This window comes from Algoriphagus taiwanensis (assembly GCF_036245645.1).
Taxonomy (GTDB): domain Bacteria; phylum Bacteroidota; class Bacteroidia; order Cytophagales; family Cyclobacteriaceae; genus Algoriphagus; species Algoriphagus taiwanensis.
The window spans coordinates 1-12,842 of the sequence record NZ_BTPE01000012.1 but is presented as its reverse complement, the minus strand read 5'-3'; the positions used below and the strand labels follow the sequence as shown (position 1 = coordinate 12,842).

Genomic DNA, 12,842 nt, shown 5'->3' with positions numbered 1-12,842 from the left:
ACACATGAGCATCGTACTCAATCATAAACAAATCGGCCAAAAACTCACCCGAATGGCCTATCAGATCTTCGAAAGAAATATTCATTCTTCGGGTTTGGTCTTTGCAGGAATTTCTGGGATGGGGATGGTATTGGCCCGCCTGCTGACTGAGGAGTTGGGGAAAATCTCTCCGCTTTCCATTGAAGTCATTGAGGTTTTGTTGGATAAAAGTCATGTAGCCGAATCTGAAATTGAGATATCTCCTGAGATAGAATTATCAGGCAAGACCATCATCCTGGTCGATGATGTGCTCAATACGGGAAAGACCTTGGTTTATGCCATGAAGCCGTTTTTGGATTTTGAGATCCAAAAGATGGAGATCGCCGTGCTGGTCAACCGAAGCCATGGTTTATTTCCCGTGAGGCCTGATTATACCGGGTATGAGCTTGCCACCACACTCAACGAGCACATTCAGGTGGATTTTTCTGAAAATCAGTATTCCGTTCATCTTCACTAATTCATGTCTGTTCATTCTTCAGCTTCTGTCAAGCGAATCACCACTCATACCCTTCAGGAAATGAAGCAAAGGGGAGAGAAAATCTCCATGCTTACTGCCTATGATTTCAGCATGGCCAAAATCGTCGATGCGGCCGGGATGGATATCATTTTGGTTGGGGATTCCGCTTCCAATGTCATGGCAGGCCATGAGACTACCTTGCCCATTACTTTGGATCAGATGATTTACCATGCTTCGGCTGTAGTTCGTGCTGTAAAGCGATCCTTTATCGTGGTGGATATTCCGTTTGGTAACTATCAGGGGAATAGCTCAGAAGCCTTAAGGTCTGCTATCCGGATCATGAAGGAATCCGGAGCTCATGCTGTCAAAGTGGAAGGTGGTTCAGAAATCAAAGAGTCAGTTTTGAGAATTCTGAGTGCAGGTGTTCCGGTGATGGGGCACTTAGGGCTAACTCCTCAATCCATCTACAAATTCGGAACCTATACCGTACGTGCTAAAGAAGAGGCCGAAGCCAAAAAGCTCCTCGAAGACGCCAAAATCCTGGAAGAATGTGGCTGTTTTGCTCTAGTTTTGGAGAAAATACCCGCCAAATTGGCTAAAAAAGTGTCGGAATCTCTATCCATCCCTGTGATTGGAATCGGTGCTGGGCCTGATGTGGATGGACAAGTCTTGGTCATGCATGACATGCTGGGAATCACACAGGAATTTAAGCCCAGATTTCTCCGTCAGTATGCAGACCTCCAGGGAGTCATGATGGAAGCCTTTCAGCAATACATCTCAGATGTGAAGAGCAGAGATTTTCCTTCGGAAAAAGAGAGTTACTAAAAAAGGAGACTTTATTCCGATTTGATAAATCCATATTGATTATTGGGAAAAAAAAAAGACTGTTCACCTCTATGGAGAACAGTCTTTTTTGTCCTTTTTAGCCATTACTTCTTGGCTTGACTACTTTCCTTTACTCTCAAGTCAAAATCACTCAATACATTCATGTAGTTAATAAATGCGTCGTATGGAGTGTCATAAGGGCTAAAGTACTGATGCACAGATCCATCAGAAAAGAACTTGGTGCACATGTAGTAGAAGTGATCCGAAGTCTGAAGGTAGCCCCAGTCCCGCTGCAATTCAGGGTCATCGATGGCTTTGACCTTTTTTTCGATTTCATACAATCGGTCGAAAGCTTCATCCTGCAGGTCATTGCCTAGCCAAGCCGTCAAATCTCTTTCTTCATCTGCCCATGAAATAGGAGTGGGTACATATATTTTGCCTATTCCAGGCAACTGGCGAACCACTTCCGATGGGGTGGAGAAGGAGAAATCAGAATGTCTGAAAATTGCCTCCGGCAAGTGCCTCATAAACTCAAAGATCCCCGTATCTGCCCATTGATGCTCTCCAAATGTCTCGTAGTCCATGAATAGATTGACTACTTGCTCTTCTTTTGGAATTGCATTGAGCCAAGTGACAAATTTCTCTGTAGTGAGAGGATAATCTGCCCAGGTCTTGTTGCTGAAGCGGAAGGCAATGTCATCCGATAGGCGAAAGTTCTTTAGCAAAACTTTCAAATTGGGCTCCAATGCATTGGAGTATAGGTAATTTGGGCTTTTCCATCCCAAAATATGCTTTGCTCCTTCAGTCAAAATAGCCTCGTAGCCCAATTCGTAAACCATTTTACCGATTTCATCTGAATAAATCAGCTCGGTGTTTCTGAATACTTTCGGGGTGTAGCCGTTGAATAGTTCTTTTATTCTGTCCTGATGCTTTTTTACCAGAGCAGTGAATTCGTCTTTGCTTTTCAGGGCAGCCAATGCATGCGTGTAGGTTTCATTCAGTAGCTCTACATGCCCGGTGGCCACCAGTTTTTGGAAGCTTTCCAATACATCCGGAGCATAAGCTTCCATTTGGTCCAGGAATGTTCCTGATATGGAAAAAGCCACTTTGAATTTACCATTATACTGATGGATCAAATCCATCAAAAGGGCATTCATAGGCAAATAGCATCTCTGTGCTGCCTTTCGGATTACGTTTTTGTTCAGATAATCGTCCCAGTAGTAATGATCCTCACCTATATCAAAAAAGCGATAGGGCTTTAGTCGGAAGGGCTGATGCACCTGGAAATAAAAGCAGACGGTTCTCATGATTGTTGGGCTATAGTTTTTTCGTAAACAGTAATCAATTTGGCGGCGACGTGTTCCCATTTCAGCTTTTTGAGCTCTTCACTGCCTAATTCTTTGAACATCTTGGAGATTCCTTCATAATGAAGCAAGGCAAAAATCGCATCAGCCATCGCATCCACATCCCAGAAGTCGATTTTGATTGCATTTCTCAAGACCTCGGCCACTCCGGACTGCTTGGAAATGATAACCGGGGTATTGTGACGTACGGCCTCTAAGGGTGCGATACCGAATGGTTCGGATACCGAAGGCATCACATAAACATCCGAAATGGCATACATATGGTCCACGTCGTCCCCTTTCAGGAAGCCTGTAAAATGGAACTTGTTGGCTATTCGAAGTTCGGCCACACGCTGAATCATCCGATTGAGCAAATCTCCAGAACCTGCCATCACAAAGCGCACATTGGGATCTCGGTCAATTACCTTTTTCGCAGCTTCCACAAAATATTCAGGACCTTTTTGGAAGGTGATTCTACCCAAGAAAGTCACAATTTTTTCAGGGACTTTTTTCTGATAGGCCGATTTGATAATGCTGGCATCCAAAACCGCATTGTGAAGGACGGAGACTTTGTGGGCAGGCACTCCGTATTTTTTGATGACAATATTTCGGGTCAATGCACTTACTGCCAGTACGTGGTCCGCGGCGTGCATTCCGGCTCGTTCTATTTCATAGACCGGTTTATTTACCGACTCACCGGATCTATCAAACTCAGTAGCATGCACATGGACCACAAGTGGCTTTCCGCTGATTTCTTTGGCAGCGATTCCCGCCGGAAATGCCAGCCAATCGTGTGCGTGAATAATATCGAAATCACTTCGGTCTCTTGCTATCTGAGCACCAACCAAGGCGTAGCGAGAAACTTCCTCCATTAGGTTTTTTCCGTACTTTCCGCTGAACTCATACTTGTTGGTAAAAATACTTTCGTCCACATCCACTTTGTCATGAATGGCATAGTCAGTGAATTTCTGATATTCCTCTGGCCCCAGATAGGGAACCAAAAAGCTACTTACCTCCAGATAGGTGAGGTTTTTCCAGATTTTTTTGAATTTCTTCTCTCGGTAATTGATGGAAATATCACTTCCATTGACGAAATCAGCCAGATTTTCCTCATCTCCCCATAATTTTGGCACTACAAAAATCACTTCCTGATTATGGTGGTTCATACCCTTGACCAAGCCATAGCAGGCAGTGCCTAATCCTCCAGAAATGTGAGGGGGAAATTCCCACCCGAACATCAATACTCTCATAGTACCCTTACGTTTTATTGACTAAATCCATCATTCGAAGCAGTTCCGCAATACTCCAGGCTTGGGAAATAGATCCCTTTGGCCGATGGGGTGCATCTCCATCGTAAATCTCAGCCACTGTACCTACTCCGTACTGGGTCATCACCCCGTCGAAGCTTTTGATTATTTTCTGAATGAAATGCTTGGAGGCCTTGCCATGTAGCTTCATATACCCTTCCACAAAATGACCGAGTGGCCAAGCCCATACGGTTCCGTTGTGATAGGCGTTGTCACGGCTGATCTGATTGCCAAAGTAATAGCCTTTGTATCCCGGATCGTCAGGCGAAAGAGAGCGCAGACCCCGAGGGGTAAGAAGTTTGGATTTGGCTATTTCCAGAATCTGATCGTTTTTCTCTTCGCTTAGCATAGTATAAGGAAGTGAAGTGGCAAACACCATGTTGGGGCGGATAGACCAGTCCTTTTCTTCTCCATCTACTACGTCAGCCAAGTATCCGTAATCCCAGGACCAGAATTCCCGATCAAAGGATTCTTTCACTTTTCCCGCCAGGGTCAAATAATCTTTGTCTCCAGATAGCTCATGATAGAAGCAGAGCGCATTGTACCAAAGCGCCTGAATCTCCACTGGGCAGCCCTTTCTCGGGGTGACCGGCCCATCCGGAGTGATCGCGTCCATCCAAGTCAGAGCGATCCCGTCTTGGCCGCCCCAAATCAGGCCGTTTTCCAGCATGTGGATGTTGAATTCGGTTCCGGCTTTGTATCCTTCGATGATCCCTCTAAGCTTGTCCAGATAGCGGGATTTGACTGTCTTTTTGTCTCCAGTGAAGAAGATGTATTGCTGCAATGACCAGAAAAACCAAAGAGGAGCATCCATGGATGTCATATTGGTATAGTCTCCGCTTCCAATATTGGGGAAGAGCGGTCCTTTCAGGTCTTTGGACATCGTGTCCATGATTTCCAGAAAGGTCTCTTTGTCTCCCATGGTAAGGGTCAGGCCCGGGGCGGCAATGAAGGTGTCCCTTCCCCACCATCCAAACCATGGATATCCGGCAATGATTCTCACCTCTCCGTTTCTTCTTCGGATAAACTGCCCTGCGGCATTCTTTAAGCAGTTTTCAAAGTTGTTTCGGGGAATTCGTCTGGCGATTTCCTTTTCGAAGGCGTTTTGGCGGGTTTTGGGATCGGCTTCTGTAAGCCCTGCTGAAAAAATGACAGACTCACCTTTGGTAATGTCAAATTCAAAGTATCCCGGAACAAAAAGGTCTTCTTGATAATCATAACCTCGCTCCCTTTCCTGAATGTATTCAATGTTGTAATACCAGTCCGGAGAAGAACTGAAGGTGTTCTTTTTGGAAAGCTGGAGAAAAAGCGGGTCGTATTGAGGGTAAAGCTGAAATTTCAGCCCGTTAGGGACTTTTTCTGCTGTTTTGTTAATTTCATCATTGGCCTTCATCAAGGAGTGATAGCCTCTGAAAGCCAGAAATGGCTGAATTCTAATCTTAGTAGGTGAATGGGCTTCCAGCAAGGTGTATCGGATCATGACACGATCCCGGTTGGTATCCAAAATGAGCTCTTTTTGCAAAACGACTCCGCCCACTCGATAGGTGAGTTTAGGTATGGGTTCGGAATCGAAATCTTCTAAGTATTTATGCCCTCTCGGCGAATAATTGCCGGGGAATTTGCTGATTCCCAGATTAAAACTAGCCCCATGCTGAATTACTGTCTCATGAACCGTAGATAAAAAAACATGGTTTTGGGTGTCAATTTGTGGTTGAGGGACCACCAAAAGTCCATGATATTTTCGGGTATTGCAGCCGATGATGGTTGTGCTGGTATAGGTTCCCGAGCGATTGGTCCGAATGATCTCTCTTTCAAGAGAATAATTTAGGTTGACTAATTGGGTCTTGTCAAAATGGATATAACTCATAGCGAATTATTGTAAGAAGCTAAAAATAGAAGTTTGATCGGATAAGAAAAACTAAAGACAAAAAAATAAAGGTTATGTTTCCATAACCTTCTTTTTAATCAATGTAGCGAGTGAATCTTCTCTTTTTGGATCTCTTCAAAGTTGCGGATAGACTCCTCGAATTTGAGCAGATAATTTTGAACCTGCTTGATGTTCACCGGCTTTACTTCCGGGAATTTGGGAGAGGATTTGAACAAAGTAAACATCTCAAATTGGTTTAGTTTCTTCTGGAGTTGTCAAATCTTGTGCCAAAACAACTCCACTATATACAGCAAAACCCCTCGATTTGAGGGGTTTGGGTGAAAGACCGGGTTCGAACCGGCGACCTCTGGTGCCACAAACCAGCGCTCTAACCAGCTGAGCTACAATCACCGTGTAATCTGTCCCCTTGAGGTTTTTCTCATTGGGTGTGCAAAAGTAAGTAGATACTTTGTTTGGCGCAAGCGGCTCGAGTCTTATTTCTAAAAAAAGTTAAATCTAATTCCCGATATCCTTTGGGTTCAAAGCTTTTTGTCGGACTTGTCCAAAATCGTTCACCAAACGTTCATTTTTAACAAATGTCCTGATCTGGATGCAAAAAAAATGGCCTTTTGCTTCAACCGCCGAATTAAACCCTAAGCTCAAACTAGCTAAGATATCCGAGCATCGAGGGTAATCCCTTCCTATTTGCCTATATTTGAGGCAAAATGCAAAAGTCTTTTTCCCTTCATACCCGGATTAGGATTTTTATTGATCACCTAACCCTACACCCATGAGCGATGAAACTCCCGGCTTTGATGGATTTAAGCTGAATAAGCAACTTCTTGAAGCAGTAGCGGAGGAAGGATATACCCAGCCCACCCCGATTCAGCTAAAGGCAATTCCATTGGCACTGGCCGGGCACGATGTGCTGGGTATTGCTCAAACCGGTACAGGAAAGACCGCGGCCTATATCCTTCCGGTACTTATGAAGGTGAAATATGCCCAAGGTATGCATCCCAGAGCTTTGATCTTGGCGCCCACCCGTGAGCTGGTCATGCAGATCGAGGAAGTGGCTAGGCAATTGGGGAAAAATACTGATTTGAGGATTGTCAGCCTGTATGGGGGAATCGGTCCCAAAACTCAGATTGAGCAGATCGAAGCGGGTGCTGACATTCTGATTTCTACTCCGGGTCGTTTTATGGATATCTACCGGAAAGGAATCATTCATCCCAAAGAGTTGAAAACCATGGTGCTGGATGAGGCGGACAAGATGATGGATATGGGGTTTATGCCTCAGATTCGGGCAATTCTGGAAGTGATTCCAAGCAAGCGTCAAAATCTTTTGTTTTCGGCAACTTTCTCAGGACGGATTGAGCATTTGGCAGCTGAATTTCTGGAGTTTCCAGAAAGAGTAGAGGTTGCCCCTTCTGCAACTACAGCTGAGACGATTGCTCAGGTAAAGTATACTGTGCCCAACATTAAGACCAAAATCAATCTGCTGGCTCACCTGCTGGAAAATGAAGAAATCAGCCGTGCGATGATTTTCACACGAAGCCGTAAAAATGCGGAAGCCGTGTATTCTTTTCTTGAGCGGAAAAATTTCGGAGAAATCCGGGTCATCCATGCCAATAAGGGGCAAAACACCCGAATCAATTCCATGGAGGATTTTAAGGCGGGAGATGTTAGGATCTTGGTTGCGACAGACGTCGCTTCCCGTGGATTGGATGTGACTTTAGTATCTCATGTGATCAATTTTGATGTGCCATTGATCTATGAGGATTATGTGCATCGAATAGGACGAACAGGCCGTGCAGAAAATGAGGGGAAAGCGATCACTTTTGTCAACCCTGCTGAGACCTATCACTTTGAAAAAATCGAGGAGCTCATCCGAATGAAAGTGGAAGAGTTCCCTATTCCTGAAAAGGTGGAGGTGCCTCCAACTCCATTTGAGGAAAAGCAAGCCTACGAGCGTGAACTGGATAAGCTCAAGCAGCGGGACAATCCGGATTACAAAGGAGCTTTCCATGAGAAAAAGGCTCAGCCGAAGAAGAATATCGGAAAAGGTGAAAAAGTAAAGGCAAAGAAACATGGCAAAAAGCCTAACCGAAATCAGCTTAAGACTAAGAATCAGAAGAATAGGGGGAAATAAAAAAAGGCCTTGAATTTAGGAATTCAAGGCCTTTTCTAATTGCAGATTTATCTGTCTGTTCTAGTATTTGTTCCATCTACCGGAGTTCGCTGCTCTCTGTTTGCCAAATCCCAAGCGGTGTGGAATATCAATTGGGCTCTTTTGGTCATCAAAGGAAATTCGATCTTATCCACAGTGTCCGTCACCTGATGGTAGTCATCGTGTACCCCGTTGAAGAAAAAGATGACCGGGATATCAAACTTCGCAAAGTTGTAGTGGTCTGAGCGATAGTAGAATCGGTTAGGATCGTCCTCCGCATCATAGCGGTAGTCCAAGATCAGATTGGTGTAAGTGATGTTGTTGTATTCGTTGATTTTCTTCAGGTGAGAAGAAAGCATTTCCGAACCAATCACATAGACATAGTCCTTGTTTTCTGCATTTTGGTATTCGTAATCAATCCGACCAACCATGTCAATATTGATATTGTTTACCGTGTTGGCAATGGGGAAAATTGGATTTTCTGAATAGTACTGAGATCCCAAAAGGCCTTTTTCTTCACCAGTCACATTAAGGAACAAAATACTTCTTCTAGGTCTATTACCCTCTTTGGCAGCAGTAGCAAATGCCTCTGCAATTTCCATTACGGAAACGGTCCCTGAACCGTCATCATCGGCACCGTTGAAAACTTCTCCTGTGGAGCTTACACCCACGTGGTCGTAGTGTGAAGATATTACCAAAACCTCCTCTTTTTTATCGGTTCCTTCGAGGAAGCCCATCACATTGACTGCATCTACCGGGGTTTTGGTTTTGACGACTTGATAGGTTGCTTTTTGTGAAGCGATAGATTCCGGATTGGATTTGGCAGCTTCTTTTAGGGTTTCTACTGGAGTGGCAAAAAGCTCAGCCATCTTGTCGGAGCTTACCATAAAAACCGGTCTTTGCTTGATTTTCTGGTCGAAACCGATTCGGCCTCTGCCAGCCAAGGTCTTGTATCGGTTGGCAATACGGTCAAAGTTGGCTTGTCCTTCCATGGTCACGATCACGATGCCTGCTGCACCCGCGTCCATTACTTTGTTGACCAAGTCATTACTTCTGACTCCAACAGCCCAGAGGCCTACCAATTTTCCTTTGACATCTACTTTAGCGAGATTTTCGTCAGTCACCAGGCCGAGGAATACCAATTCTCCTTTCGCCGCTTTGGCCATATTTCCATCTCCGGTGAACACGAAGTCCTCATTTTCCACCAATTTATTTTTACCTATTTGTAGGGTCACTTTGGTGAAAGCATTGCTGACCAATGGGACTGACTGAAAGTAGCTACCATCGGCAGGACCTGTTAATCCGAGGTTTTTATAAAAATCAGCCAGATAGTTAGCGGCGATTTTACCTTCTTCGGAGCCTGTATCCCGGCCTCTCATTTCATCAGAGGCAAGGTAGGTGAGGTATTCTTTCAAGTCTGCTTCGGTGATTGTATTGGCATATTTCACCTGAACGGGATTTTGTCCAAAAGCCGAAAAGGCCATCGCAAGCGCCAGATTGGCACTTAAAAACCATTTTTTCTTCATAAAATTCAGTTTAGGCTGCTAAGCTATTGATTTTTTTAAGTGGCAAATAAACCGTTTATCAATTCCTCTGGTTTCCATGTAAATATTTAGCAAAAGCCAAATTCATTTTCTTTCAAGAAATGGTACCTTTGCACCCATAAAATCAGGAAGTTTCCAGACCCAAATAGAAAAAATCCTACCGTTCTTTATGAAGATTAATCTTACCAATGCTGTCAAATTTGAGAGCAGACACAATGGCCCGACCGAGGCAGAGATCGCAGAGATGTTGGAAAAAATCGGGGCCTCATCCCTTGAGGAATTAATCAATCAGACTGTCCCTGAATCCATCCAGTTGGAGCGTCCTTTGGACCTTCCTAAAGCCAAGCTAGAATCAGACTTCCTGAGGGATTTCAAAAAGCTGGCCTCCAAAAACAAAGTGTTCAAATCCTTTATCGGACTGGGTTATTATGACACCTTCGTTCCGGGAGTGATCTTGAGGAATGTGTTGGAAAATCCGGGATGGTATACCGCTTATACTCCCTATCAGGCAGAAATCGCTCAGGGAAGACTGGAAGCTCTGATCAATTTTCAGACGGTAGTAAGTGAACTGACAGGAATGGAACTGGCCAATGCCTCTCTGTTGGATGAAGGCACAGCTGCGGCTGAGGCTATGACCATGCTTCATGCAGTGAAGCCAAGAGAGAAAAAGACGGCTAACCGATTTTTTGTAGACGAAAAGATTTTTCCTCAGACTAAGGCACTTCTTGAAACAAGAGCAGAACCGATCGGAATTGAGCTGGTTTTTGGATCAATTGATCAATTGGATGTCACCGATCCTGAATTATACGGAATTCTTTTCCAATATCCGGATGCGGATGGCGCAGTAAGAGATTACTCAGCAATTGTAGCTGCTGCGAAAGAGAATAAAGTCCTGACAGCATTTGCTTCCGACCTTTTGGCTTTGACTCTTTTGACCCCTCCGGGTGAAATGGGAGCCGATGTCGTAGTAGGATCTGCACAGCGCTTTGGAGTGCCCATGGGCTATGGAGGTCCTCACGCAGGATTTTTCGCTACCAAGGAAGAATTCAAAAGACAAATTCCAGGCAGAATCATCGGCGTATCTATCGATAAGGCTGGTAACAAAGCCTATAGAATGGCTCTACAGACCAGAGAGCAGCATATCAAAAGAGAAAAAGCCACTTCCAATATCTGCACAGCACAGGTGCTATTGGCAGTAATGTCTTCCTTCTACGCAGTCTATCATGGGCCAAAAGGATTGAAGGATATTGCTTTACGAACTCACGGTTTGGCGAAAATTACCGCTCAGGCTCTTAAGCAGGTTGGACTTCAAGTAGGTGAGCAGCCTTTCTTTGATACCATCGAAGTAAAGATGAATGAGGTAGCCCTCGAAAGAGTGAGAGGTTTGGCATTGGGAGAGAAAATGAACTTCAGATATGAATCCGATTCCGTTTTCATTTCTTTTGACGAAACCAAGACCTTGGAAGATGTCAAGACCATTGTCAATATTTTTGCAACCGAAGAAGGAAAGCATACGCTAAATCTGGATGAATTGGTCAGCAACCTGAGTTTGGAGCTTCCTGAAGCTCTGAGTAGAAAGTCGGATTATCTGACTCACCCAGTATTTAACAGCTTCCATTCCGAGCATGAAATGCTCAGATACATCAAGAGACTGGAGGCAAAAGATCTTTCCTTGGTTCATTCCATGATTTCCTTGGGATCATGTACCATGAAGTTGAATGCAACTGCGGAAATGATTCCGGTAACCTGGCCTGAATTTGGTCAGATTCACCCATTTGCTCCAATGGATCAGACATTAGGGTATCAGGAGCTATTCACCAATCTTAGAACTTGGTTGACAGAGATCACTGGTTTTGCAGATACCTCCTTGCAGCCTAATTCCGGAGCGCAGGGTGAGTATGCTGGTCTGATGGTGATCCGTGCTTATCATATCAGCAGAGGGGAAGGCCACAGAAATGTAGCTTTGATTCCTACTTCTGCTCACGGTACTAACCCTGCATCTGCTGTGATGGCTGGCATGAAAGTGGTTTTGGTGAAGTGCGATGAGAAAGGAAATATCGACTTAGCTGACTTAAAGGAAAAGGCAGCTGCTCATGCAAACGACCTTTCAGCCTTGATGGTAACTTACCCTTCCACTCACGGGGTATTTGAGGAAGCCATTCAGGAAATCTGTGCTACGATTCATGAATTTGGAGGTCAAGTGTACATGGACGGAGCCAATATGAATGCTCAGGTGGGTTTGACCTCTCCGGGAAGAATCGGAGCAGACGTATGTCACCTGAATCTCCATAAGACATTTTGTATTCCTCACGGTGGAGGTGGACCGGGTATGGGGCCGATCTGCGTTGCAGCTCATTTGGCACCTTTCCTACCTGGAAACCCATTGGTAAAAACAGGAGGAACCCAAGCTGTGTCGTCCATTTCAGCAGCTCCTTATGGAAGTGCGAGTATTTTGCCAATCTCTTATGCCTACATCGCTATGATGGGGGGAGATGGGTTGACTAACGCGACCAAGATGGCAATTTTGAATGCTAACTACATCAAGGAAAGATTGGACGGACATTATCCAATCCTTTATACCGGAACTAAAGGACGTGCTGCGCACGAAATGATTATCGACTGCAGAAGCTTCAAGGAATTTGGTGTAGAAGTAGAGGATATTGCCAAGCGATTGATGGATTATGGATTCCATGCTCCAACGGTTTCATTTCCTGTGGCAGGTACGATGATGATCGAGCCAACTGAATCTGAGACCAAAGCTGAGTTGGACAAATTCTGTGATGCATTGGTATCTATCCGGGAGGAAATCCGAGAAATCGAAAGAGGAGAAGCAGACAAAGAAAATAACGTACTGAAAAATGCTCCTCATACCGCCACTATGGTATTGGCAGGTGACTGGAACCTTCCTTATTCAAGAGAAAAAGCAGTATTCCCATTGAGCTATGTGAAGGAGAATAAATTCTGGCCTACTGTCCGTCGGATTGATTCTGCATATGGGGACCGAAATCTGGTTTGTAGCTGTATTCCTGTGGAGGAATATGCCAACGAATCGGCTTTAGTCTAAGCTATAAAGCAAAAGAGCTGACTTTAGTGTCAGCTCTTTTTTTGAATATAATTTTCAAATCGATCTAATGGTCAAAAATAGTTGGTGAAACACCATCTAATCATCTGATAATAAATTATTTACAAGGGCCTTATTGAAACCAGTTTCAATAAGGTTTTTTTGTTTCATGAAAACTTCAAAAAAAGCGGTGCTGGGCCTGTGGGTTTCTTGACTCAATCAAGTGGGGAAA

General features: G+C 44.4%; 9 protein-coding genes and 1 tRNA gene. 4 read left to right on the top strand and 6 right to left on the bottom strand.

Translation table 11 applies throughout. The annotated features are described in order from the left end of the window. Positions 1–4 precede the first annotated feature (4 nt). Positions 5–496, top strand: coding sequence for a phosphoribosyltransferase family protein (locus AAA938_RS15475; protein ID WP_338229657.1), 492 nt, complete (start codon positions 5–7; stop codon positions 494–496). Between the two features lie 3 nt (positions 497–499). Continuing rightward, positions 500–1,321: a 3-methyl-2-oxobutanoate hydroxymethyltransferase gene (gene panB, locus AAA938_RS15470; RefSeq protein WP_338229656.1), complete on the top strand. Its 822-nt coding sequence runs from the start codon at positions 500–502 to the stop codon at positions 1,319–1,321. Between the two features lie 104 nt (positions 1,322–1,425). Here the strand turns inward: panB and AAA938_RS15465 are convergent, their stop codons facing one another. The 5 genes from AAA938_RS15465 to AAA938_RS15445 form a co-directional block, all read right to left on the bottom strand. Continuing rightward, positions 1,426–2,628, bottom strand: a complete 1,203-nt coding sequence (locus AAA938_RS15465) for a glycoside hydrolase family 57 protein (RefSeq protein WP_338229654.1) — start codon at positions 2,626–2,628, stop codon at positions 1,426–1,428. Continuing rightward, positions 2,625–3,914 carry a glycosyltransferase family 4 protein gene (locus tag AAA938_RS15460; protein WP_338229652.1) on the bottom strand — a complete coding sequence of 430 codons (1,290 nt, stop codon included), beginning with the start codon at positions 3,912–3,914 and terminating at the stop codon, positions 2,625–2,627. Before AAA938_RS15460 ends, AAA938_RS15465 begins: the two co-directional genes overlap by 4 nt. A gap of 7 nt (positions 3,915–3,921) precedes the next feature. Next, positions 3,922–5,838: an amylo-alpha-1,6-glucosidase gene (locus AAA938_RS15455; protein ID WP_338229650.1), complete on the bottom strand. Its 1,917-nt coding sequence runs from the start codon at positions 5,836–5,838 to the stop codon at positions 3,922–3,924. Between the two features lie 98 nt (positions 5,839–5,936). Next, positions 5,937–6,083 carry a hypothetical protein gene (locus tag AAA938_RS15450; RefSeq protein WP_338222046.1) on the bottom strand — a complete coding sequence of 49 codons (147 nt, stop codon included), beginning with the start codon at positions 6,081–6,083 and terminating at the stop codon, positions 5,937–5,939. 91 nt (positions 6,084–6,174) lie between these two features. Beyond that, a tRNA-His gene (locus tag AAA938_RS15445) sits at positions 6,175–6,250 on the bottom strand. Between the two features lie 378 nt (positions 6,251–6,628). Here AAA938_RS15445 and AAA938_RS15440 point away from each other — a divergent pair. Next, a complete protein-coding gene (locus AAA938_RS15440) occupies positions 6,629–7,987 on the top strand; it encodes a DEAD/DEAH box helicase (RefSeq protein WP_338229649.1) in 1,359 nt (452 codons plus the stop codon). A gap of 47 nt (positions 7,988–8,034) precedes the next feature. Here AAA938_RS15440 and AAA938_RS15435 read toward each other — a convergent pair whose 3' ends face one another. After that, positions 8,035–9,531, bottom strand: a complete 1,497-nt coding sequence (locus tag AAA938_RS15435; RefSeq protein WP_338229647.1) for a M28 family metallopeptidase — start codon at positions 9,529–9,531, stop codon at positions 8,035–8,037. 187 nt (positions 9,532–9,718) lie between these two features. Here AAA938_RS15435 and gcvP point away from each other — a divergent pair, with 187 nt between their 5' ends. Continuing rightward, positions 9,719–12,613: an aminomethyl-transferring glycine dehydrogenase gene (gcvP, locus tag AAA938_RS15430; RefSeq protein WP_338229646.1), complete on the top strand. Its 2,895-nt coding sequence runs from the start codon at positions 9,719–9,721 to the stop codon at positions 12,611–12,613. The last annotated feature ends 229 nt before the right edge of the window (positions 12,614–12,842 follow it).

What these genes read in the sequence shown, in the direction of transcription:
- panB (WP_338229656.1), top strand. Translation starts at nt 500, where the DNA reads ATGTCTGTTCATTCTTCAGCTTCTGTCAAGCGAATCACCACTCATACC.
- gcvP (WP_338229646.1), top strand. Translation starts at nt 9,719, where the DNA reads ATGAAGATTAATCTTACCAATGCTGTCAAATTTGAGAGCAGACACAAT.
- AAA938_RS15460 (WP_338229652.1), bottom strand. Translation starts at nt 3,914, where the DNA reads ATGAGAGTATTGATGTTCGGGTGGGAATTTCCCCCTCACATTTCTGGA.
- AAA938_RS15450 (WP_338222046.1), bottom strand. Translation starts at nt 6,083, where the DNA reads ATGTTTACTTTGTTCAAATCCTCTCCCAAATTCCCGGAAGTAAAGCCG.
- AAA938_RS15440 (WP_338229649.1), top strand. Translation starts at nt 6,629, where the DNA reads ATGAGCGATGAAACTCCCGGCTTTGATGGATTTAAGCTGAATAAGCAA.
- AAA938_RS15465 (WP_338229654.1), bottom strand. Translation starts at nt 2,628, where the DNA reads ATGAGAACCGTCTGCTTTTATTTCCAGGTGCATCAGCCCTTCCGACTA.
- AAA938_RS15475 (WP_338229657.1), top strand. Translation starts at nt 5, where the DNA reads ATGAGCATCGTACTCAATCATAAACAAATCGGCCAAAAACTCACCCGA.
- AAA938_RS15435 (WP_338229647.1), bottom strand. Translation starts at nt 9,531, where the DNA reads ATGAAGAAAAAATGGTTTTTAAGTGCCAATCTGGCGCTTGCGATGGCC.
- AAA938_RS15455 (WP_338229650.1), bottom strand. Translation starts at nt 5,838, where the DNA reads ATGAGTTATATCCATTTTGACAAGACCCAATTAGTCAACCTAAATTAT.